Origin of the sequence: Streptomyces sp. NBC_00536 (genome assembly GCF_036346295.1) — a bacterium.
Taxonomy (GTDB): domain Bacteria; phylum Actinomycetota; class Actinomycetes; order Streptomycetales; family Streptomycetaceae; genus Streptomyces.
In genome coordinates this window covers 1,234,521-1,256,707 of sequence record NZ_CP107819.1, presented here as the reverse complement: position 1 = coordinate 1,256,707, position 22,187 = coordinate 1,234,521, and the positions used below count along the sequence as shown (strand labels likewise).

At 71.6% G+C, this 22,187-nt stretch carries 15 protein-coding genes and 1 pseudogene; 6 read left to right on the top strand and 10 right to left on the bottom strand.

The window, feature by feature from the left end:
• Positions 1 to 12 precede the first annotated feature (12 nt).
• The 3 genes from OHS33_RS05245 to OHS33_RS05235 all read left to right on the top strand — a co-directional run bounded on the left by OHS33_RS05245 (position 13) and on the right by OHS33_RS05235 (position 3,560).
• Positions 13 to 972: a LysR family transcriptional regulator gene (locus OHS33_RS05245; protein ID WP_330329196.1), complete on the top strand. Its 960-nt coding sequence runs from the start codon at positions 13 to 15 to the stop codon at positions 970 to 972.
• Between the two features lie 369 nt (positions 973 to 1,341).
• Positions 1,342 to 3,207, top strand: a complete 1,866-nt coding sequence (locus OHS33_RS05240; RefSeq protein WP_330329195.1) for an ALF repeat-containing protein — start codon at positions 1,342 to 1,344, stop codon at positions 3,205 to 3,207.
• Positions 3,204 to 3,560 carry a hypothetical protein gene (locus OHS33_RS05235; RefSeq protein WP_330329194.1) on the top strand — a complete coding sequence of 119 codons (357 nt, stop codon included), beginning with the start codon at positions 3,204 to 3,206 and terminating at the stop codon, positions 3,558 to 3,560. Before OHS33_RS05240 ends, OHS33_RS05235 begins: the two co-directional genes overlap by 4 nt.
• A gap of 78 nt (positions 3,561 to 3,638) precedes the next feature.
• On the opposite strand, the gene OHS33_RS05230 is transcribed toward OHS33_RS05235, so the two are convergent.
• Both OHS33_RS05230 and OHS33_RS05225 read right to left on the bottom strand, forming a co-directional pair.
• Positions 3,639 to 4,238, bottom strand: a complete 600-nt coding sequence (locus OHS33_RS05230; protein ID WP_330329193.1) for a TetR/AcrR family transcriptional regulator — start codon at positions 4,236 to 4,238, stop codon at positions 3,639 to 3,641.
• Between the two features lie 77 nt (positions 4,239 to 4,315).
• Positions 4,316 to 6,382: a galactose-binding domain-containing protein gene (locus tag OHS33_RS05225; protein WP_330329192.1), complete on the bottom strand. Its 2,067-nt coding sequence runs from the start codon at positions 6,380 to 6,382 to the stop codon at positions 4,316 to 4,318.
• Between the two features lie 353 nt (positions 6,383 to 6,735).
• On the opposite strand from OHS33_RS05225, the gene OHS33_RS05220 reads away from it, so the two are divergent.
• A complete protein-coding gene (locus OHS33_RS05220) occupies positions 6,736 to 7,845 on the top strand; it encodes a mechanosensitive ion channel family protein (protein ID WP_330329191.1) in 1,110 nt (369 codons plus the stop codon).
• A gap of 25 nt (positions 7,846 to 7,870) precedes the next feature.
• Here the strand turns inward: OHS33_RS05220 and OHS33_RS05215 are convergent, their stop codons facing one another.
• From OHS33_RS05215 to dacB, 3 genes are all read right to left on the bottom strand, one after another.
• A complete protein-coding gene (locus tag OHS33_RS05215; RefSeq protein WP_330329190.1) occupies positions 7,871 to 8,923 on the bottom strand; it encodes a polyprenyl synthetase family protein in 1,053 nt (350 codons plus the stop codon).
• Between the two features lie 89 nt (positions 8,924 to 9,012).
• Positions 9,013 to 10,080, bottom strand: coding sequence for a tetratricopeptide repeat protein (locus OHS33_RS05210; protein WP_330329189.1), 1,068 nt, complete (start codon positions 10,078 to 10,080; stop codon positions 9,013 to 9,015).
• Between the two features lie 200 nt (positions 10,081 to 10,280).
• Positions 10,281 to 11,936: a D-alanyl-D-alanine carboxypeptidase/D-alanyl-D-alanine endopeptidase gene (dacB, locus tag OHS33_RS05205; protein ID WP_330329188.1), complete on the bottom strand. Its 1,656-nt coding sequence runs from the start codon at positions 11,934 to 11,936 to the stop codon at positions 10,281 to 10,283.
• Between the two features lie 212 nt (positions 11,937 to 12,148).
• On the opposite strand from dacB, the gene OHS33_RS05200 reads away from it, so the two are divergent.
• A complete protein-coding gene (locus OHS33_RS05200; RefSeq protein ID WP_330329187.1) occupies positions 12,149 to 13,966 on the top strand; it encodes an ABC transporter ATP-binding protein in 1,818 nt (605 codons plus the stop codon).
• Positions 13,967 to 13,995: 29 nt separating this feature from the next.
• On the opposite strand, the gene OHS33_RS05195 is transcribed toward OHS33_RS05200, so the two are convergent.
• Positions 13,996 to 14,934, bottom strand: coding sequence for a DUF5829 family protein (locus tag OHS33_RS05195; RefSeq protein ID WP_443065231.1), 939 nt, complete (start codon positions 14,932 to 14,934; stop codon positions 13,996 to 13,998).
• Positions 14,935 to 15,132: 198 nt separating this feature from the next.
• Here OHS33_RS05195 and OHS33_RS05190 point away from each other — a divergent pair, with 198 nt between their 5' ends.
• Entirely contained in the window at positions 15,133 to 16,689 is a 1,557-nt protein-coding gene (locus OHS33_RS05190; RefSeq protein ID WP_330329186.1) for a CBS domain-containing protein, read from the top strand.
• Between the two features lie 75 nt (positions 16,690 to 16,764).
• Here the strand turns inward: OHS33_RS05190 and OHS33_RS05185 are convergent, their stop codons facing one another.
• From OHS33_RS05185 to OHS33_RS05170, 4 genes and pseudogenes are all read right to left on the bottom strand, one after another.
• The gene (locus OHS33_RS05185; RefSeq protein WP_330329185.1) at positions 16,765 to 18,012 is read right to left on the bottom strand and encodes an MFS transporter; all 1,248 of its coding nucleotides are present in this window, start codon (positions 18,010 to 18,012) and stop codon (positions 16,765 to 16,767) included.
• Positions 17,999 to 19,738, bottom strand: a complete 1,740-nt coding sequence (locus tag OHS33_RS05180; protein WP_330334911.1) for a condensation domain-containing protein — start codon at positions 19,736 to 19,738, stop codon at positions 17,999 to 18,001. The genes OHS33_RS05185 and OHS33_RS05180 overlap by 14 nt, the downstream gene beginning before the upstream one ends.
• Positions 19,724 to 21,031 (bottom strand): annotated as a pseudogene (locus tag OHS33_RS05175) (DUF6271 family protein); the annotation flags it as partial. The gene OHS33_RS05180 and the pseudogene OHS33_RS05175, both read right to left, overlap by 15 nt.
• Complete coding sequence (locus tag OHS33_RS05170) at positions 21,013 to 22,137, bottom strand: phytanoyl-CoA dioxygenase family protein (protein WP_330329184.1); 1,125 nt, start codon at positions 22,135 to 22,137, stop codon at positions 21,013 to 21,015. The gene OHS33_RS05170 and the pseudogene OHS33_RS05175, both read right to left, overlap by 19 nt.
• Positions 22,138 to 22,187 lie beyond the last annotated feature (50 nt).

Below are 22,187 nucleotides of genomic sequence, written 5' to 3'. Positions count from 1 at the left end.
TAAGCTGCCGCAATGCAGCTTGAGTTAAGACATCTGCACACCGTCTGCCAGATAGCGGAAGCCGGGAGCCTGGGCGGCGCCGCCCGGCGCCTGGGCGTGTCCCAGCCCGCGCTCTCCGCCCAGCTGCGCCGGATCGAAGGGGTCACCGGCGGTGAACTCTTCGTCCGGGGACGGCACGGCGTGGAGCCCACCGCGCTCGGCCACTTCGTCCTCGCCAAGGCGCGCCGGGTCCTCCACGAGATGGACGCGCTCGGCGCCGAGGCGCGCGCGATCGCCGGGCACACCCCGCTGCGCCTCGGCTGCATCATGCTCGTCCTGCTCGACGGCCTGCTCGCCCGCACCGACCTGGACCTGTACGGCCGCGAGATCACCGTGGACCTGGAGGACTCGGTGACCGCGCTGGTGCGGATGCTCGGCGCGGGCCGCTACGACGTCATCGTCTACGGCGAGGTCAACGACCACGAAGTCCCGCTGCCCGGTGGGGTGATGGGCCGCACCCTGGTCCCCCGGGAGCCCTTCTGCATCCGGCTCTCCGACCGGCACCCGCTGGCCGGGCGGGACGCGCTGGACCTGGCCGATCTCGCCGACGACCCCTGGATGACCCTGGTCGAGGACGACGACGGCGGCCCCGAAGCCCTCGTCGAGGCCTGCGCGAAGGCCGGGTTCGCCCCCCAGCTGCGCTACCGGATCACCGACCGGATGATGCAGTACGACCTGATCGCGGCCGGCCGCGCGGTCTCACTGTGCCAGCCCACCGCCCCGGCCGTACCCGGCACGGTGATGCGCCCGCTGACCGGCGAACCGGTGGTGGGCCGCATCCGGCTCGCCTGGAACCGGGCGGCGGTCTCCGGCCTCCAGGCCGAACTGCTCTACCGGGCTGCCGCGGGGGCGTACCTGGCCAATATGGACAACAACCCCTTCCACCGCGCCTGGTGGGACGCCCACCCGGAGGTCCATCCGGCGGAAGCTTGAAGTCGCACACACGACGGACACCGCCCGCCCCCCCGGTCGGGGGCCGGACGGTGCTGGCTCCGCAGGCGAAGCGCGCGACGCCGCTCGTTCGGCCGCGACGCACGCCGACAATGCGGCGGCCGCTGCCGAAGAAGCTGCCAGGCACGCCGGCGAGTCGGCGGCTGCAGCCGCCGAGGCCAACAAGCCGCGGCGGCTGCAAAGACAGCCGCCGATGCGGCCGGCGCGGCGGTCGCGACGGCCAAGAAGGTCTTCGAGATCGCCCGGGATACCGAGGCTGCCGACCTGGCGAACCGCACCGACGCCGCCATCGAGCGCGCCAAGTCCAACAAGGTACGGACCGATGCTTTCATCGCGGCGTCGGCTTCCCAGATGCTCGACGGTCTCAGTCTCGACGCGACCGCCGATGCCCTGAAGGTCGAGGCGGAGCGTCCCGACGTCGACGTTAAGGCGACCGCTGCCAAGGGGCGCGCGTTGGTGCTCAAGGCGCTGAAGAACACTGGCCCCTGGAGCCAGAGTGCTGCGGCGGCCGCACTGGGCGGCACCGACCAGGACGTTCTGGACTACCTGCGCACCCGGTGGAAAAAGGCCGGACAGGACGAAATCCGCGGCCGGGTCCTTGAACTGAGCGGGCAGAGCCCGTACCCCTCGGTCCGTACCGCCGCTACCGATGCCCTCAAGGGCAGTGACCAGCAGCTCGCGGAATTCTATGCCAACGGTCAGTACGCGGTCGGCACCGACGACCTGGCGGTCCGTGTCTCTCAGATCAACAACACAGGCGGCCCGAGTGTGAAGGAAGCCTCCAAGGCGGCCCTCGCCAACGGCTCTGGCAAGGCCCTCGCTGTGTTCCTGGCCAACGGCCAGTACGCTGCACGCCAGTCGGACGAAGAGGTCACTGCCTCAAAGCTTGTCACCACCGGTGGCCCAGAGGTGAAGGCCGCGGCGAAGATCGCGCTTGCCGGTCCGGCCGACCAACTGCACGAGTTCGTGACCGTCGGCCAGTACATGGCGGACCGCAAGGACCAGCTTGCCGAGAACCATATAAACCAGGTCTCGCGCCTGATCGCAGAGACCTCCGTGGTCGCGGCCAAGGCCGAGCAGAACCGCTGGAAGGCCGCCGAGGCCGCCGCGAAGGCCAACCAGGCGGCCGCCGAGGCCAGCAACGCTGCCCAGGAGGCTCAGAAGTCCGCCGAGGCGGCCGGGAAGTACGCGACGGACGCAAAGAACTCCGCCAACGCCGCGCAGGCTAGTGCCACCAAGGCAGCGAACTCGGCCGCCACCGCCCGCAACGCGGCCGCGCAAGCCGACCGTGAGGCCGACGCCGCGGCAGAGTCCGCAGCGCAGGCCGCGTTCTCGGCCCAGTACGCCCGGACCTCCGCAGCCCGCGCGGATGCGGCGTCCGTGACTGCGCGCGAGGGCGCGAAGGCCGCGGGTAAAAGTGCTGAAGAGGCCAACACACTCGCGTCGGAGGCCTGGACCGAGGTCCAGAAGAAGCGCGAGGTCGAGGTGGCCGAAGCGCGTCGACTGGCCGAGGAGCAGCGCAAGAGGCAGCAGGAGGCAACGACGAGGAAGCCGCGAGCCTGTGTACCACACCCCACCCGCGAGATCGCGGGCCTACTGCCCTGCGCGCTCGCTGGTGGTGACTTCGTCATTGAGATGCCGCCGATCGACCCCACCATGACGAAGATCGTGTGGGAGGTCACGGGGCTCAACGACATCAAGCGGTGCATCCAGGACCCGGGCCTCTTCGACTGCTCAATGGCTGCCGTCAGTGTGCTGCCGATCGGCAAGCTGAAGCTGGCCACCAAGCTGGACGACGGAGTCGAGGCTCTGGTCGACGTCTCCCACTACAGCAGCTTCGCGGCGGTCAGCCGAGACACGAAGGTGCTGGACGAGTTGGCGGCCAAGGGGACGAAGTTCAGCCGCGAGAACGTGGTCGCGGCGGCCAAAACGGCCGACGGAAAGATCGTGTTCTTGGAGACTGGTGGTCCGAGGGCCGGTCTCGAACACGTCATGAAGCACGGAGACGAGTTCGTCGACGCCGGTGTGGCGGTGAAGGACATTCCCGAGTTCATCATCAAGGCGGTCACAGAGGGCAAGGTCGTCGGTCAGCAGCGCGCCGACCTGACCCGCCCGATCTACGAGGTAACGTTCCAGGGCAAGACTCAGCGGGTCGCCGTCACCACGGGTGACAACGGCTTCAGCGTGGGAGCCAACATGAGGAGCGCGGGAAAGTGACGTCGCACGATGGGTCGAGGCGCGTCCGGGTACTCGCGGACTACCAATGCCACCCCCTCTGGCTTTCCGGCTACCCGGACGGGTACGTGGGCGACATCGCACCGGAGGACGAACTCCTGAACCTCTCGCCGGAGCTGGTCCGGGGACTCACGGCGTGGGCCGCGGAATTCGACGCGATCCTGTGTTGGGAGGACCCGGGCTCGTCCGATTTCCCGTCGCCCGAGGCCGAGCAGGCCTTCGCCGAGAAGGGTGAGGCACTCGCCCGCCAGGTCGCGCGTGAGCTCGGTCCCGAGTGGAGTGTGAAGTACCACGACCTGCGTCTCGGCGCGGATCGGAGCATCCCGGCTTCCTGATGCGCGTCGCGCCCGATGACCGGGGCGGTCCGCCGGTTCGTCCAGCGGTCCGCCCCGGTCCGGGTGGTAACCGTGTGCTCATCGGTCGTGCACGAGGTGCGCGACGTGGGCCGTGATCATGTCCAGCATCTCCGCGGCTTCCGTGTCGCCGCCGCCGAGCACCAGCAGGTTCAGCGTCACCCCGTCGGTCAGCGCGGCCAGGTACCGGGCCAGCACGGGCACGGGCACGCTCAGCTCGAACTCCATCGTCCGGCGCAGCTGTTCGAGCAACTCGGTGTAGGTGGCGCGGTACAACTCATGCTGTCGGCGGGCCAGATGCTCGAAGCCGGGCTGACGCAGCGCGTACTGGGTGAGTTCGTAGGTGAGCATGTGCTCGTCCGGGTGGGTCGCCACATGGGCCCAATAGGCCTGGAACCCCGCCCCGATGGTCTCGCCGAGCGTCCCGCGCGGGCACAGTGCTTGCCGCACCATGGTGGTGCTGTGCGCGGTGATCGCTTCGATGACGGATTCGAGCAGGGCCTGTTTGGAGTCGAAGCAGTAGTGGAAGACGCTCAGCGACACGCCCGCCTCGGCGGCGATGGAGCGGGTGGTGGTCCGGGAGACGCCGTCGCGGGTCATCGCGCGGATCGCGGCCTCGGTCAGCTGCCTGCGGCGCTCGGCCAGCGGCATCCGTGCCATGGCGGTCTCCTTCGCTCGGGTGCAGCGCGGACGCCCGCCCCCGGCAGCTGCCGGGAGCGGGCGTCCACGTGATCGCGTCAGCTGCTGTATACGCCGACTTCGTGCAGGGAGTAACCCCATTGGGTGCCGCGTCCCACCCCGTGGACGCGGACGTAGCGCGCGGAGACCCCGTTGAACAGGGCGGTGTCCAGGCCCCCGTCACCCGTCGTCGTGGACCAGGCGGTCTGCCAGTTCGCACCGTCGGTGGAGACCTCGATGCGGTAGGCCTTGCCGTAGGCGGCCTCCCAGTCCAGCGTGACCCGCTTGACCAGGCTCGCGGAGCCGAGGTCGATCTGGAGCCACTGGTCGTCGTTCCATTCGCTCGCCCAGCGGGTGCCGGTGTCGCCGTCCACGGCCCGGCCGGGCGCGAAGCTGACGAAGGGGTTCCACCATTCCGCCGAACTGGCCGAGGCGGCCGCCCCGGACGCGAGGTTCACCCCGGCCCGGTGCTGCTCGGAGGCGCCCCAGGTGCGCAGGTAGGACTCGGCGCCCCGGAACAGGTCGTCCACCACGTCCTGGCCGCCGACCTGCCGGATGTCCTCCAGCCAGTCGGGGACCATGCCGTAGTGCGCGCCGCCGTCCGTGTTGAAGTCCCAGGTGCGCTGGCCGGTGGTCAGCTTGTCGATGACGGAGCCGCCGTCGGCGCTGCGGAAGGGGTACTTCACCGGGTTGGGGACGTCGGCGCCGCGCGGGGCGGGCCAGCCGCCGACCCCGTTCATGTCGGTGCCGTAGCCGTAGCCGACGTGGTACTTCTCGCGCAGCGCGTCCTTGCTCTTGGCCTCCGCGCTGAAGGCCTCGGCGCCGCTCATGTACTGGGCGGCGAACCCGCCGAGCTTGTACAGCCGCTCGGTCCAGGCGCTGTCCATCCAGCTGTGCGAGGAGAGGACGCCGGGGTAGGAGGCGGACTCCAGGATGTCGAAGGCGCGGCCCGCGGCCTTGACGCTCATGTGGTCGACTTCGAGCATCATCTTGCGTTTCATCATGCCGCGTACGGCGTATTCGCCCAGGTCGGTCAGCCCGCGGGTGTTGCACTGCGCGTCAGCGGCGTACGAGGGCACGGCCACGCCCGCCGGAAGCTCCTTCTGCGCGGTGGGCGCGGGCGCCAGGCCGATCGGGTTGTCGCGCTGCGGACCGGCGCACTTCTCCGTCTGCCAGAAGGTCCCGGTCGACAGGAACTGGCCCACGTTGATCGCGGTGCCGAGGGCGCCCTCGTCGAAGCGGACCCCGCACAGGGCGTTGTCGAACTTGTGGCACAGGAACATGCTCCGGACACCGAGCGCGTGCAGTTCGTCCAGTCCCTTGTCGATGTCCGCCTTGCTGCACTGCGCGATGTCCAGCACCTGCTTGCAGCCGAAGGGTTCGGAGGTCTCGACGCCCAGCACCACGGCCAGCTTGCCCTGCTGGACCACGTCGCGGGCCTGGGCGGAGTCGGTGACGATCCGGAACCAGCCCTTGCCCGGGCCGCCGTACATCGCGTCGACGTACGCCTGCATCTCGTACGATTTGCGCGCCTCCAGGCGGATGGCGTCCATCTCGTCGCAGCCGCGGTCCTTGAAGAAGTAGACCGAGCAGATCACCCCGTTGGTGACCAGGTCGTTGACGAGCACCCGCTGGCCGCCGCGCCAGGCCCGCTCGATCCAGGCGTAGTAGTTCTGCTGGTGGGTCAGCGAGTCGTGGGCGGGCCAGTCCTTGAAGGTCGGCCAGCCCACCGGGTCGTGCTTGCCGTCACCGCCCTTGGTGATGTAGTCGAAGATCGCGAGCGAGCCGTCCGGGTAGTGCTCCGGACAGTCCTTGAGCGCGTCGGCCACGCCCAGGTCGGAGAACGGCTTGCCGCAGATGAGCCGCCCGCCGAAGCCCTCGTTGGCCATGATGTGGTCGTGGGCGTCGACGAAGCCGCGGACGTTGCCCTGGGCGTCGGTGCCCTTGAACGGCTCACCGGTGACGTTGATCCCGGAGTCGGGCGCCGGCCGGGCGACCGGGTTCCACCAGCCCGGGTCGGCGGCCGCGCTGGACGCCGGGCTGAGCGCCATCGCCAGCAGGGCGAGGAGCAACGACAGAACCAGGACCGGCTTGCGCCGGGTGTACGGGTGTCGGGTCAAGGCCATCACTCACGTCTCGGGATGCGGAGGGGGGTGATTGTCATGTTCCACACAAACAATGCGACGAGGGTCCCGGCTGCCGCGTGGAGAGTCAAGGGTCCGGGACAACCGACCTGATGGACCGTCCGATCCGTGGGTCCGTACGGGCGGGAGCACTCGGGCGGCCCGCCTGCGGGGCCCGTACGGGCCATGGGGCAGGATGGCAGCCCGTTCGGAATGCGTACATCCGCATCCGAACAGGACGGCACACACGACGAACTGACAGGTGACAAGTTGACGACACCCCCGACACCCCCGATACCCCGGCCGACGGCGCCCGCCGCCGCCATCCCGGTCCGCCCCGGAGCGGAGGCCCGCCGGTGACCCGGGACCTCGTCGTCCACGACTGGCTGATCGCGGGCATCGCGCTGGCCGCCGGCGCCCTCGGCGGGCTGCTCGTCCGGGCCCTCCTGCGCTGGCTGGGCAAACACGCCGAGCGGACCCGCTGGAGCGGCGACGACCTCATCGTCGACGCCCTGCGCACCCTCGCACCGGGCGCCGCCCTCATCGCGGGCGCCGCGGTGGCCACCGCCGCCCTGCCCCTCACCGCGCGGACCGCGGGATTCGTGAACCACTCCCTGACCGCGCTGCTGATCCTGCTGGCCACGCTCGGCGCCGCCCGGGTCGTCGCCGGGCTCGTCCAGTCACTGGCGAACTCGCGCACCGGCGTCGCCGGATCGGCCACCATCTTCGTCAACATCACACGGATCGTGGTCCTCGCGATGGGCGCCCTGGTCGCCCTCGAAACCATGGGCGTGTCCATCGCGCCGCTGCTCACCGCCCTCGGAGTGGGCGGCCTCGCCGTCGCCCTGGCGCTCCAGGACACCCTCGCCAACCTCTTCGCGGGTGTGCACATCCTCGCCTCGAAGACGGTGCAGCCCGGCGACTACATCCGGCTCAGCGGGGGAGAGGAGGGCTATGTCGTCGACATCAACTGGCGCAACACCGTGGTGCGCAACCTGTCCAACAACCTGGTCATCATCCCGAACGCACGGCTCGCCCGGACGAACATGACCAACTACACGCAGCCCGAGCAGAAGCTGTCCCTCCTGGTCCAGGTGGGCGTGGGCTACGAGAGCGACCTGGAGCACGTCGAGCGGGTCACCCTGGAGGTCGTCGACAGCGTGATGGCCGACATCAACGGCGCGGTGCTCGACCACGAGGGGGCCGTCCGCTTCCACACCTTCGCGGACTCCCGGATCAACTTCACGGTGATCCTCGGCGTCGGCGAGTTCAGCGACCAGTACCGGATCAAGCACGAGTTCATCAAGCGCCTGCACCACCGGTTCCGGACCGAGGGCATCTCCATCCCCGCCCCGACCCGTACGGTCTCCCTCCAGGGGGACGCCCCGCAGCCGCCGCCCGCGCCCGCGCCGGTGCCGCACCAGCGCGAGGCGCCGCGCGGGACGGTGGCCACCACCGCCCCCTGAGCGGGCCCCGCCCCCTCGCTCCCGACTATCCGGCGTGCCGCAGGAGGGACTCGGACAGCGCGACGAACTCGTCCACGGCCGGGGTGGCCAGCGGCGCCGCGTACAGCTCCTCGAACACCGCGTCCAGCAGCCGGCGCGCCTCGGTGAGCGCGTACGCACGGCCACCCGCCTCCTCGACCAGCCGCGCCGCGCTCCGCACTTCCGCCTCCCCGGCCGGTCCCTCGCCGCCCAGCAGCTCGGCCAGCCGGGGACCGGCCGCCGGGTCCTGCGATATCGCGGCCAGCACCGGGAGGGTCTTCTTGCGGCGGCGCAGATCACTGTGGGCCGGCTTGCCGGTGGCGCGCGGGTCGCCCCAGATCCCCAGCAGGTCGTCGATCCCCTGGAAGGCCACGCCCCACTGGCGCGCCGCCCGGGAGAGGGCGGCCACCTGCTCCGGCGGCGCACCCGCGAGCACCGCGCCCAGGCTCATGGCGGACCCGAGCAGGGATCCCGTCTTGCGCTCGGCCATCGCCCGGTATTCGGCGAGGTCCACGGCCCCCGGCCCGGTCCAGGGACGGTTCTCGAAGAGCAGGTCGTCCGCCTGCCCGTGCACCAGCTCGCCCAGGGTCACGGTCAGCTGCCGCAGCGCCGCGCCGCCCCGGTCGCCCGGGGCCTCGGCCAGGGTCCGGATGGCCAGCGCGAACAGCGCGTCGCCCGCCAGCACCGCGGGTCCGGTACCGAAGGCCTTCCATGAGCTGGCGCGGTGCCGCCGCCGCTCGTCGCCGTCCATGATGTCGTCGTGCATCAGCGAGAAGGCGTGCACCAGCTCGATCGCCACGGCGGCCGGAACCGCGACCTCCGCGGCCGCGCCCACCGCCTCCGCCCCCAGGACGGCGAGGGCCTGCCGGAGCCCCTTGCCGCCCTGATCGTCGGTCGGGGTGCCGTCCTCGTCGCACCAGCCGAAGGCGTGGGAGACGATCCGGCCGGGTGCCGGATGCAGCTCCAGGACGGCCTTGCGGAGGGCGGGCTCGACCAGCCGCTGGGAGCGGAGCAGGATCGCCCGGAGCGTGGTGGCGGGCGGACCGGTCTGCGCGGACATGGGCGGGGCTCCTGTCGTGGGCCGTGCGGGCGGGGTGGGCCGTGCGGGCGGGGTGGTCGGGGCGGGCTGTACGGGCTGTGCGGGCGGGGTCAGCGGACCGGGGCGGTGTCGGCGGCGGTCGTTCCCGTCCCCCCGGCGGCGATGCCCAGCTCCGCACGCGCCTTCCCGATCATGGCACGGGCGTGCTGCAGCCCGATGCCGACCAGTGCCCGCTCCAGTACGTCGAGGTCGGCCGCGGTCTCCTCCGGCGCCCGCCCCAGCCGGGCCCGCGCCTTGGCCAGCCCCAGCCCGGACAGCGCCTCCCCGCGCGGTTCGTCCATGGCGCGGAACTCCCGCAGCGCCTCGGCGTAGCACTCCTCGGCCTCCGGATAACGTCCGGCACGGTAGAACACGTTCCCGCGCATCTTCAGGTTGTACGCCAGCGCGCTGACCAGCTGGATCTCCCGGCAGATCCGCTCCGCCTCGGACAGCAGGACCAGCGCCCGCTCCGTCTCGCCCCGCGCGGACCGGACGTCGGCGATCCCGCGCAGCGCCCAGGCCCGGCCCCGGTCGTCACCCGCCGCACCCGCGATCTCATCGGCCTCCTCGAACAGGGCCAGCGCGGTGTCGAAGGAACCCGCGCCGCGGTGCATCTGCGCGATGCCCTCCAGCGCCCACACCGTGTGACGGGCCTCACCGCGGCGGCGCGCCTCGGCCAGCAGCCGCTCGTGGAGTTCGGCGACGGCCGCGTGGTCGCCCTGTATCCGGCCCGTCTCGGCGAGTCCGGCCAGCGAGTAGCCGCGGGCCACGACGTCCCCGCCGCGCTCGGCCAGCTCGGCGGCGAGGGCGAGCCGGCGCCGGGCCAGCGAGAGGTCGCCGCGCTGCCGGGCCAGGGTGCCGCCGCTCCACACCGCCCACGCCATGGCGCCCTGGTCCCCGGCCGTACGGGCCGCCCGGTAGCTCTCCTTCCACGCCCGCTCGGCCTCCTCGACCCGGCCGAGCCGCCTGCTCGCCTCGGCGACGGCGAGCCCCGCGTGCGCCGACTCGGCCCCGCCACCGCCCTCGTCGGCCCGGCGGCGCTCCTCCAGCGCCTTCGCCAGCACCTCCTCCAGGGAGGTGTTGACGGAGAGTTCGCCTAAGGAACCCCGGTATTCGGGCGCGAATGCCTTGCCGTACATGGTCGTCTCGCTTCTCGGTCGTCGCGACGGAGCGGTGAACTCCGCATTGATTCCGCGTTGATTCCGCATCGATCAAGAAGCTACGAGAAGGGCCTGCCCGGGGGAGTCCCCCTCGGAGTCGATGTACGCGTACATCTCAAGCCGGACAAGGACCGGTGTCCTCGATCCAAAGGACCATGTCCGGAAATGCACCCTACGCCTCAACTCTCCTGGAGGTAGGCGGCGATCAGGGCCAGGTCATTGGCGATCGACAGGATGCCGCTCGGGTCGGTCGTCGGCGTCGAGGCACCGGTGACCCCGGCGTAGAAGACGTCGAAGTGGCCGTCTCCCCGGGCCAGATAGCCCGCGATCGTGATGGCGCCGACGCCCAGGCGGTCGTTGAGCGCGTCCAGCCCGACGGCGGCTCCGGTCTTGGCGAAGACCTTCCCGCGCGCGGGACAGTCGCGGCAGTTGTCCGCCAGCAGGCCGTCGACGCCGAGGACGGGCAGCGACTCGCGGAAGAGCCGCGCGTCGGGCGTGCGCATCCAGTACGTCAGCATCTGCGTCACGGCCTGCGGCGTGGACCGGTCGACGGGATTGCCGCCCCGGCCGTCCAGCAGCTGCACCTGCTTGCGGTCGACGCCCGCCCCGTCGAGGAACGCGGCCAGGACCGGGAACCCGTCCATGCAGACGTGGCTGCCCGTCGTGACCGCCATCAGGCAGATGCCCAGGTTGGCGCCCAGGTTGTGGCTGACCTTGAGGATGAGCCGGGCGTACTGCGCGTACGGCGGCGAGGTGTACACGGCCACCCGCTGCCCGCCCCGGTAGTCCGCGGGCAGCCCGGCGGCCGGGTTGGGTCCCGTCGGGGCCGCGCTGACGCGCACCCCGGCCCGGCCGAGTGCTTCGATCAGCGCCGTGCGGCCGAAGGCCGCCGGGTCGGTGACGGGGGAGACGCGCAGCACCGGGGCGGAGCCCAGGGCGACCGTGCCGGACAGCTGGATCCGGGTGCCGTTGCCGGAGGCCGTCACCGTGACGGCGGACGGCTTGCCCGCGGCCACGGTCTTCACCGTCGAGGTGACCTGGTACGGGGCGACCTTCGGCCGCCAGTCCAGCCGCGCGGGCGCGTCGGCACGGTCCCCCGCGGTGCTCGTCAGGTCGATCAGGTTGTCGTTGATGATCAGCGGGGTCGGGGTGGGCACGAGCACCGGATCGGCCTGGAAGAGCCGCTGGTCGACGATCACGTTCCCGTCGACCCGGGTGATGCCGGAGCGCCGCACCTGCCGCGCGATCTGGTCGATCCCGGCGAGCGGGTCCTCCGGTGTGAGCGTCGCACCGGGCACGTCGTTGGCGTAGGTGTGGTCGAGGGAGGTGAACGCGACCGTACCGTCCGGGGCGGTCCTGCCGCCCATGGTGAGGTCGCCCTGGGCCACCAGGTCGAGGTCGCCGGTCAGGGTCGCGCCGCGCCGCTCGCCGACGGCGTAGAGCGGGGTCTCGAAGCGGTGGCCGGAGCCGAGGGTCTTCCACGGCCCGGACACGCTGAACAGCTTGGCCGTGGACCCGGGGATGAAGAACTGCCCGGGGAAGCTGCTGTGGACCACGCGCCCGGTGTCCGGTTCGATCTGCAGCAGGCCCCACTGGGCGTTGCGGTACTCCGGCTTCCGCATGATCTCCGTGATCCGCGGATCGAGCGCCGCCGAGCCGGAGGGGGTGGCCGAGCCGGAGGGGGTGGAGGTGGGAGCGGGAGTGGGGGTGGGCGTCGGGGACGGCGCGGCCGCCGCCGCGCCCGAGGTCAGCGCCACCAGCAGCAGGGCCGCGCACCCGGCCCCCGCACGGCGCCGCCGCCGTCGCGGGGACGGCGCGCTCAGTCTTCGCACCACGGCAGGCCCCGTTCGTCTCGGCGGACTCCGGCGCATGACCCGGCAGAGGTACCCCGGGCCATCCTCCAGCGTGGCACGCCCCCCTCCGGCCCGCACGTCGTCATCCCCGTCGTCACCCACGGTGTCACCCACACGGAAAACACTTGGACGGCGCGGTCGCCCCCGCGGGACACTGCGGTTCCGCGTCCGCCGCACGAGCGCACAGGGTGGCCATGGGATCGTCCGCACCAGCACGAGGGGCCCCGTCCCGCGGGGGCCCCGTGGTCCTCGCACTTCGTTACTACGGACGGGAGTTGGCGCGCCGACGGTGGCTGACGGCCCCCAGCATGCTGCTGCCCGCCCTCGGCAACATCGGCATCAACTACATCGCCCCGCTGATCGTCGCGAAGCTCGTCGGCCGCATCGCCGGGGACACCGCTCCGGCCCTCGCGTCGATGCTCCCGTACGTCCTCGCGTTCGCCGGTGTCCTGCTGCTCTCCGAAGCGTTCTGGCGCATCGGTCTGCACTGCCTGAACCGGCTCGACGCGGGCGGCATCGAGAGCCTCTATGTGATCGGCATGGACGAGCTGTTCGCGAAGGACGCCGCGTTCTTCCACGACAACTTCGCCGGATCACTGACCAAGCGCGTCCTGAGTTTCGCCTCGCGCTTCGAGGAACTCGTCGACACCCTGACCTTCTCGGTCGTCGGCAGGTTCGTCCCACTGCTCTTCGGATCGGTGGTGCTCTGGCACTACGACCCGCTGCTCGTCGTGGCCCTCCTGGCCATGATCGCGCTGACGGCCGTGTGCGTGATCCCGCTCGTCCGCCGCCGGCAGGCCCTGGTTGACCGGCGCGAGGCGGCGATCGCCCGGGTGTCGGGACACGTCGCCGACACCCTCATGAACATGGACACGATCCACGCCTTCGCCGCCGAGGAGGGCGAGGCCGCCGAGCACCGCTCCCGCGTCGCCGAATCGCGCGGGCTCATGCTCCGCTCGTGGGACTACGGCAACCTGCGCATCGACACCGTCGTCGCGCCCCTGTCCGTACTGACCAACGCCCTGGGCCTGCTGCTCGCGGTCGGGATCGCCGCGGACGGCCACGGGGTGGAGGCGGTCGTGGTGGCCTTCACGTACTACTCCAACGCCACCCGGATCATGTTCGAGTTCAACCAGATCTACCGCCGCCTGGAGAGTTCGATGACGGAGGCCGCGCAGTTCACGGAACTGCTGCTGCGGCCGCCGACCGTGGTCGATCCGGAGACTCCCGAGCCGGCGCCCACCCGGTCCGCCGACATCAGCTTCGAGCGGGTGACCTTCGCCCACGCCGGGGCGGCGCCGCTCTTCGAGGGCCTGGACCTGGCCCTGCCCAGCGGGTCGAAGACCGGTTTCGTGGGGCGGTCCGGCGGCGGCAAGACCACCCTCACGCGGCTGCTGCTGCGGATGACGGACCTCGACGCGGGCCGGATCCTGATCGGCGGCCGGGACATCAGCAGGCTGAGCCGACGGGACCTGCGCGGCCTGATGGCCTATGTGCCGCAGGATCCGGCGATGTTCCACCGCACGCTGCGGGAGAACATCGCCTTCGCCCGGCCGGACGCCACCGAGGCCGAGGTCCGCCGCGCGGCCGACGCGGCGCACGTATCGGAATTCGCGGACGCCCTGCCGTGCGGGCTCGACACCATGGTCGGCGAGCGCGGAGTCAAGCTCTCCGGCGGACAGCGCCAGCGCGTCGCGCTCGCCCGGGCGATCCTGCGCGACGCGCCGATCCTGCTGCTGGACGAGGCGACCAGCGCGCTGGACTCCGAGAGCGAGATCCTCGTCCAGGAGGCGCTGTGGCGCCTCATGGAGGGGCGGACGGCCCTCGTCGTGGCGCACCGCCTCAGCACGGTGGCCCACATGGACCGCCTGGTCGTCCTCGACCGGGGCCGGATCCTCGAACAGGGCACGCACCAGGACCTGCTCACCGCCGAGGGCGCCTACGCGAAGCTCTGGCAGCACCAGTCGGGCGGTTTCCTGGACGACAGCGCCGCCCCGACCGAGCGGCGCTGACGGCGTACGTCGTCACGCGCCGCCGGGTGTCACCGGGCGGCCCCGAAGGTCCACACGGCGTGGGCGCCCGGGCCGACGGCGAGCGTCGAGTGGCCGAGGCGCTCCTCGTGGCGGTACCCCACCGGGTGGTTGAGGGACATCTCCACCCGGCGCAGCCCGGCGTCCTCGCGGGCGACGGCATCCAGGTGGATGGCGGTGCCGCCGCCCTCGGCGACGACGCCGCCGCCCGGGAGGGTCCGGACCGTGAACCCGCCCGCCCGGAGCAGGGGAACCGTCTGGGCGAGGTCGCGCGCGGTGATCCCGAGGCGGATGGAGGTCACGTCCCGCATGAGGTGGTCGCGGTAGTCGTCGGACAGGTACCGCTCGCGGCCGACGTCACCGGGGAAGGAGGCCGGTTCGGTCTTGCCGCGCGGGTCGGCGAAGTACTCGGGCCGGTACTCCATGCCCCAGGCGCCGAAGCCGTCGTACTGCTCGGAGGTGAGGACGGCGTCGAACCACGGCACCGGGACGCCGTCACCGAAGTCGCGGGTCTGGCGGAAGGAGACGGGCTTCGGGACGCCCAGACCGGGCAGCCGACCCGTCACCGTGGCGAGGTCACCGGCGCGTTCGGCCGAGAGCCCCAGCCCACCGGCGCCGAGGAGCCCGTCCTGGCCGGGGACGTCACCGACACCGAAGAGTTCGAGGTAGGTCTCGCGGCCCGTCAGATAGCGGCCGGTCCACTTCTCCCCGCCCGCCCCGGTCGTGGTGCGGACCTGGAAGTTCGCGAAGTCCCGCAGATAGGCGGAGTGTTCGATGGCGTCCGCGGTCTCGCGGTCGAGCACCCCGTAGGCGTGGTTGTAGAAGAGCAGCTGACGGCCGGTGGACGGCCCGTCCCCGTCGGCCCAGGCGACGCTCGTGGCGCCCCCGGCCCACCCGGTGAGGGCCACGGCGAGGATCATGAAAATGTGCAGTACACGACGCAATGACATGAGGGCGATCGTAGATCGCGGGCCACGCCGCCCGCCGCTTGTTCGAAGCGTGTCGAACGGAGTGGTTCGGTACCGGAAATGGCGATTCCCAGCCATCTCGTGGCCGCGGGTGAGCGAATCAGATCCTTGCTCACTACTGTTTCGCTTCCGGCCAGCGGCGGACGGTCGAAGGATTCGAGCACGGGGTGGGGCGGGGTCGTGGCAAGGGCGTGGACGGTCAGGGGCGGGAAGCAGGGCGAGCGGGAGCAGGCAGCGCTGGACGAAGGACTGGTCCTCGCGGGCTGGGAAAGCCTGGGCGACCTCTCGGGCTGCACTTCGATCGAGGAACTGGGTGAGCAGCTCCAACGCACCTACCCGGACGAGGCTCCCCGAACTGTCCGGAGCTGGACGCACCAGTTGTGGCGATTCCTCAAGATGGACACCGGGGACCTCGTCGTCATGCCGCGCAAGTTCCGGTCGGTGATCGCGATCGGTCGGCTCAGCGGTGAGTACGAGTACCGCGGCCAGAACCCGCCCGGTTTCCGTCACGTCCGCGAGGTCATGTGGGAACGCCGCGACGTGGAGCGGGCCGCCGTCAAGGGGGACCTGCGGGACAGCATGGGGTCCTTGCTGACCATCAGCGAATTGAGCCGTGGCGACGCGGTCCGGCGCGTGGAGGCACTTGCCGCGGACGGTGTGGATCCCGGCTACCACGGCTACATCGAGCCGCCGACCGGGCCCGTTGAGCTGGAGAGCGATGTCGAGGAGTCCGGGAGCCGCCAGCTGACGGCCCGGGACCTGATCGGGCTGTGGGGTTGGTCCCGGCGGACCGTCGATGTCATCGACCTCGTCGACCGTGAACTGGGCACGCGGGGGTTGCGGGTGGATCCGCACTTCACGGACGTACGCATGGACGGGATCGTCACCGTGTCCGCCGTCGCCGCGGCGAACCCAGAGGCCGACGTGGCCGCACCGGAGGGCGGGCACACCTACCAGGACTCCGCCGTGGGCACGGCAGGCGGGTCGGACCAGGCGGACCTCGCCTGGCGCATCGGCAGTCTGCCGTTCGTACGCGATGTCGTCACCATCGAGGAACAGGCGCCCTTGAGCCGGGCCGTCACTCGCATGATCCAAGGAGACTTCTCGCAGCTGCCGGTCGTCGGGCCGCACAACCGGCTCATCGGCGCGGTGACATGGGAGGGCATAGCGCGCGCCCAGCTCGGGCGGCGCGAGGGCACCATCGCCGAGGCGATGCACCGCCATCCACGGACCGCGCGGGAATCCGAGGAACTCTTCGGGCGCATCGGGGACATCCAGCACCGCGGCTTCCTGATCATCGTGGATGCCGAAGGTGTCGTGGTGGGCGTTCTCACCGCCTCCGACCTGGCCGCCCAGTTGAAGCTGCGGGTCGAACCCTTCACCCTCCTCGAAGAGGTGGAGCGCAGACTGCGCCGTGCGGTCGGCTGCTTCACCCTTGAGGAACTGCGCGCGTCGCACAAACCTCATATGGCAGCGAAGATCCACTCGGCTGCCGATCTGACACTCGGCGCCTACCGCTTTCTGATCGACGACGACGCCCGCTGGGCGAAGCTCGACTGGCCGTACGAGCGTGAGGACATGGTCGACCGGCTCAAGACGGTCAGCGCTTACAGGAACGCCCTGGCGCACTGGGACGTTGACGCCCCCGAACAGGACGCCCCGGCACTGGATGCAACCAGGCAACTGCTCAAGCTCCTGCAGGTCATCGACCGTGACCCCACTCCCGGCGGCGCCTGACCGCAGGGGGTGGAAGGACCGCCGGCGGCTGCTGACATCAGCAGCCGCCGGGACCGCTCAGCGAACGTCACCCTGTCAGGCGCCCTCCGGGGCGGCGCGGCCCAGGGCGCGGATGGCGGGGACGCAGAGCATGACGGCCATGAGCACGAGGCCGACCGCGGAGGAGAAGAGCAGCACGCGGTCGGCGCCGAAGGATTCGGCCGCCGGGCCCGCCAGCACCCGGCCCAGCGGGATGACCATGATGGATCCGGCCACGTCGTAGGCGGAGACGCGGCTCAGCACCGCCAGCGGGATGTGCGACTGCACGCTCGTCGCCCACATGACCCCCCAGAAGGCGAATCCGCAGCCGGCCAGCACCCCGGTGAGCGCGGTGGCCGTGAAGGACCAGCCGAGGGCGGGCGCCAGCGGGTTGAGGGAGAAGAAGAACATGGCGCAGGCCCCCGCCACGAGCGGGCGGGCGGGCCGCACCCGCATGCCGAGCAGGCCGCCGATGATCGTGCCGGCGCCGTCGGCGGAGGCGATCCAGCCGTATCCGCCGGCCCCGTGCTGTTCGGTGAGCAGCGCCGCGCCGAGCGGCAGCGCCGGGCCGAAGACGAAGAGCCCGTAGACCGCCCAGACAGCGATGACCCCCCAGAGCCAGGACCGGGAACGGAACTCGTGCCAGCCCGTGACCAGCCGGCGCGACAGGGGTTCGTCGCTCTCGTCCCGGGCGGTGCCCAGCCCTCGCAGCGGCGTCAGGCCGAGGGCGCTGAGCGCGTAGAACACCGCGATGACCACGAAGGATCCCGCCACGTCCCAGTAGGCCACCAGGAGACCGGCCACACCGGGGCCGAGCAGGGTGCAGATCGCCTCGGAGATCCGCAGCAGCGCGTTGGCCCGCTGGATGTCCTCGGCGACCCGGGGGACCAGGCTCGCCAGACCGGGCTGGAACATGGCGGTCGCGGCGCCGCTGAGCGCGAGCAGCGCCATGATCTGCCACAGCCGTACGTGGTCGGTGGCCAGCAGTGCCGCGAGGGCGAGCATGGCCACCATCCGCACCACGTCGGCGCCGACCATCATCACCTGCGGGGTGAACCTGTCGGCCAGCACTCCGCCGACGAGCACGAGCAGCACGATCGGAGCCATCCACGCGGCCAGCGCGTAGCCCACTCCGCCCGCCCCGTAACCGGCCCCCAGCACGGCGGTCGTGAGCGAGACCATCAGCATGCCGTCGGCCAGCAGCGAGGTGCTGCGGGCGGTGAAGAACAGGCGGAAGCGACCCGACCGCCACGGGCTGGGGAGCGCGATCCGCTCCGGCCGGACGGTTACCTCATCCATCGTCATGTGACATCCGCCGTTCCCGGCCGTTCCCTTCCATGAGGATCTGCTGCCGCAGCCATGCGCTGCTCCGGCCGGTCTGGGCCGGCGGGTCCTGGACGATCACGTACCGCCGCGGCGCCAGGACACCGGGACGGCCCGGGAGTACGTCCATCAGCGCGGCGTGGGCCCCGGCCGGGGTGAGCGGGGCGCCGCCGGAGGCGATGTACGCGGTGAGGTGCGTCTCTTCCCGGTCCTCCGTGGTGACGTGCACGGGGAGGCCGCCCAGCGCCGCGCCGAGGGCCTCGGCCACGACGGGCGGCGAGACCCAGGAGCCGTCCACCCGCACCCAGTCCGCGTCGCGTTCGACCGGGCGGACCCCCGTCACCCCGGTGAGCGAGGCGAGGGGTACGTCCCCGGCTCCGGCCGCCTCCAGCAGCCGGACGAGACCGGTGAGGAAGCCCTCCGCCTCGTCCCGGCCGAACAGCGTGGGGTCGGCCCACATCGCGATGCGCAGCACGGGATCCGTCTGGTGGGCGAAGGCCAGCACCCGGGTCGGCAGCACCTGCTCCGGGCCCCAGGCCAGCTCCGGCTCCTGGTCCGGACCGGCGCCGTCCTCGGCGGACGGCAGCGTGGACAGGAGCGTGCTCACGTCGTTGAACACGACGTCGCGCGCGAAGTGGCTGCCGCGCTCGAAGGTGACCCGCCCGATCATGTCCCACAGCCGGACGGAGTCGAAGCGGCTGTGCCGGTAGGCGTTGAGCGCCGCCCCCCACGCCTTGCTCAGCAGCGCGTCGAAGGACGGCACGTCGACGTCGAGGGAGAGCAGCGCGTCCTGCGACACGGTGTTCACCGAGCGGGCCAGCCGGGGCAGGAACCGGTTGGAGGTCGGCGCCGCCACGACACAGGTGCGCTGGCCGGCCCGGTGGGCGATGAGCGCGCACCACGCCGTCAGCAGCACGGTCGACGGGAGGCCGCCGGTACGTTCCACCACGCGGGCCAGGGCCCGGGCGCCCCGCGCCGAGCGCAGGGTGAGCTGGGCCATCCGCGCTTCGGTGCCCGTGGCGCGGGGTTCCGCGAACATCGCCTGCGGGCCGGTGCGCAGGATCTCCTCCCAGTACCGCAGCGAGGCTTCGGACTTGCGCAGCCCGGCCGGGGTCGCCTCCTCGGCGGCGAGGTCGAGCGGGGTGAAGGCCGTCAGCGGCGGCAGTGTCCCGCCGGCCAGCAGGGTGAGCCATTCCTCCCGCAGGACGCCGAGGGCACTGCCGTCGGCCACGGCGTGGCTGGACACCAGGGCGACGAAGACCGGGGTGCCGTGCACGGCGACGAGGGAGATCCGCAGGGGGAAGTCCCGGTCGAGGGCGTAGCGTCCGGCGCGGGCCGCCTTGGCCAGGGACTCGGCGTAGTGTGCCGGTTCCGGGGGGAGTTCCTCGTGGTCGAGGACGGTGACCGTGAACTCCCCGTCGGCCGCGACCACTTGTTCGCCGGGAGCGCCGTCGTGGGCGGCGGCCGGGAAGGTGGTGCGCAGCGCCTCGTGCCGCACCACCAGCGCGCGCAGCGCGTCGAGCACCGGATCCAGCCCGGTCCCCGCGGGGACCGGCCACACGTCGTGGATGTTGATGTGCGCCGGGTCGTCCCGCAGGATGCAGCGGATCATGTTGGCCTGCCCCATGGTGACGGGGCCCCGGCGCTCCGCGCCGCCCGCGTACGCGACGGTGACGGTGCGGGTGCCCGTCGGCCCGGTGGGCCTGATTCCCTCGGCCGCGCAGGCGCGGACCAGGGGTTCCCAGGCGTCGATGAGCAGGGCGAACGCGTCCATGTCCTGCCGCGCTTCGTCCAGGAGCCGTTCGCGACGGGTGGCGAGCGCGTCCGCGACGGCGTCGTAGCGGCCGCCGAGCTTGCGGTAGGAGCGGTCCAGGACGTCGAGCCGTTCGGCGCTCTCCGACCGGTCCAGCAGGGCGCTCTCCCGTACGAACCCGGCGACGGCGGCGGCGCGGACCCGGCCCCCGGCGTCGAGGAGTTCCCCGCCGGCCGCGGCCATCCGGGCGTACACGGCGTTGAAGTACCCGGTGGAGAGCAGGTACTTCGCGAACCGCTCCTGGTAGGCGAGGAATCCCTCGTCCGAACGCCGTTCGTTGGTGTGGTAGTTGACGATGTGCCGGTTGTGCAGGACACCGGGGAGCCGTGCGTCGTCGACCAGGTGGATGAGGAAGTAGTCGCTGCCGATGGTGTCGGTGGCGGGCGGCAGGGGCACCCGGCCGTAGACCGCCCGGTCGAAGCCGATGTTGCACATGTCCACGCGCATCGGGCTGACCTGGGTGAGCGTGGTGTGGTCGGCGCTGAAGGGGGTCGTTCCGGCGCCTCGGAAGGACTGCTCGATCAGGTTCCTGCGCCAGATCTCCGCGAGCCCGGCGGGCACCGACAGGCCGATGACGTCCTCGTAGACCGCGGGGTCGAGCCGTCGTATCTCCTCGACGTCCACGGACATCTCGCCGATGAAGGAGCCGCCGACCATGGCCACCGGCCGGTCCGCGTGCGCGGGGGCCAGCCGGCTCCGGGACACCAGCCCCGCCACCTCGGCGGCGGGCCGCCCCAGGGCGGTCAGCTCGTGGTGCAGGGGGAAGACCGGTTCCCCGTCCAGGGACTGGTAGTGGCTGTCGGAGTCGCGGCGGTGCACCGACGCGCAGCCCAGGGCCTCCGCGATCAGGAAGGCGCGGTTGGTGCAGGCGCCGTAGGACACCCGGGACGGCAGCATCAGGTCGAGCAGCCGCTCCGGCCCGGCGACGCCGGAGCGGGCGATCACCCGGCGCAGGAAGCTCCGCTGCTCGTCCTCGTCGAGGTGGTGGACGACCACGCCGGGCGCCGCGGGCAGCGCGCGCACCGCCGCCCGGTGCTCGGCGAGCACCGCGGGGGCGGAGGAGTCCAGGATGAGCAGGTGCACCTCGACGCCGAAGTGCCGGGCGCCGTAGGCGGCTTCCGCGCCGATCGCCCCGATGGTTTCGGCGCAGGCGCGGTTGGTGGGGAGGGTCAGGCAGACACGGCGCACGAGGGCTCCTCGCTCTGCCCGGTGTGCGTGCTCGTGCTCGCGTCGGAATCGGAGTCGGAGTCGCTGTCCATCCACGAGGTGAGCCCGAGGAGGCGGCTGCCGAGCGGATTCAGGGTGGCCGTGGGGTAGCGCTCGGACTCGGGGCGCACCGGGTCGCCGACCAGGGTGCGGTTCCAGCGCGGGGTGCGCAGGTGGCGCCAGGATTCCACGCGGGAGCGCCGCAGCCGCTCGTGCTCCTCCAGCGCGGGCATCATCGACAGGTACTGGACCGCCCGGGCCCCGTCCTTCGAGGTGTTGCGGGCCACGCCGTGCGCGAGGAGGCCGTTCCAGATCAGCAGGTCGCCGGGGTGCAGTTCGGGCCGGACGACGGGGAATTCGGTGCGGTCCACATCGGGGCGCAGCGGGTCCCGGCCCGCGGGCTGGGCGGTCTTCCACTCCTCGAACCGCCGGAACAGTTCCGGGTTGCACTGGAATCCGCCCAGCTCGGCGCTGGTGTCGTTGAGCGCGATGATGCCCTGCACGCGCTGCGGGGGGACGCCGAGGGTGGTGTCGATGTCCCAGTGCAGCTCGATGTCGAAGCCCCGGTCGGTGGGGTCGATCAGGGCCCGGTCGCGGTTCTTGACGTTGGGCGGGTTGAGGTTGAGCCGGTCCAGGGTGACCCAGAGTTCCTCGCAGTCCCAGACGTCCACGAAGGCGTCGTACACCCGCTGGGCCTGGCGGCTGTCCCAGAGCAGCTGGTGGTGGTACGCCTCCACGAAGCCGTAGACGTGCAGCTGCTGGTCCAGCTCGGAGCGGAACGGCCGGTCCTCGTGCCAGGTGTCCGGCCGGTCCGGGTCGAGCCCCTGGAACTCCCAGGTGAAGTCCAGCAGACGGCGCGCCTCCGGGGCCGGTATCGCCTCCCGGACGATGACGTACCCGTACGTCTGCCAGTGGGCGAAGTCCGCTTCGGACAGCACCCGCAGCGGCCGCGACTTGGTCAGCTCCCGCAAGGTGGTCTGGGCCAGGTAGGACTCGCCGTCCGCGCTGAAGTAGGGGCGGTCGGACGGCGCTCTGTGCAGCGTGGGGCGGGGGCGGCGGGGGCGACTGTCTGGGGCAGGTGTCGTCATGTTCAGCAGGATTGGTTTAGACCATAGCTGCTGTCAAGTGGCGTCTCAAT

Coding starts and splice junctions, on each gene's coding strand:
- OHS33_RS05195 (WP_443065231.1), bottom strand. CDS start 14,934: ATGTCATTGCGTCGTGTACTGCACATTTTCATGATCCTCGCCGTGGCC.
- OHS33_RS05210 (WP_330329189.1), bottom strand. CDS start 10,080: ATGTACGGCAAGGCATTCGCGCCCGAATACCGGGGTTCCTTAGGCGAA.
- OHS33_RS05170 (WP_330329184.1), bottom strand. CDS start 22,137: ATGACGACACCTGCCCCAGACAGTCGCCCCCGCCGCCCCCGCCCCACG.
- OHS33_RS05225 (WP_330329192.1), bottom strand. CDS start 6,382: ATGGCCTTGACCCGACACCCGTACACCCGGCGCAAGCCGGTCCTGGTT.
- OHS33_RS05245 (WP_330329196.1), top strand. CDS start 13: ATGCAGCTTGAGTTAAGACATCTGCACACCGTCTGCCAGATAGCGGAA.
- OHS33_RS05215 (WP_330329190.1), bottom strand. CDS start 8,923: ATGTCCGCGCAGACCGGTCCGCCCGCCACCACGCTCCGGGCGATCCTG.
- OHS33_RS05200 (WP_330329187.1), top strand. CDS start 12,149: ATGGGATCGTCCGCACCAGCACGAGGGGCCCCGTCCCGCGGGGGCCCC.
- OHS33_RS05230 (WP_330329193.1), bottom strand. CDS start 4,238: ATGGCACGGATGCCGCTGGCCGAGCGCCGCAGGCAGCTGACCGAGGCC.
- OHS33_RS05240 (WP_330329195.1), top strand. CDS start 1,342: ATGCTCGACGGTCTCAGTCTCGACGCGACCGCCGATGCCCTGAAGGTC.
- OHS33_RS05185 (WP_330329185.1), bottom strand. CDS start 18,012: ATGACGATGGATGAGGTAACCGTCCGGCCGGAGCGGATCGCGCTCCCC.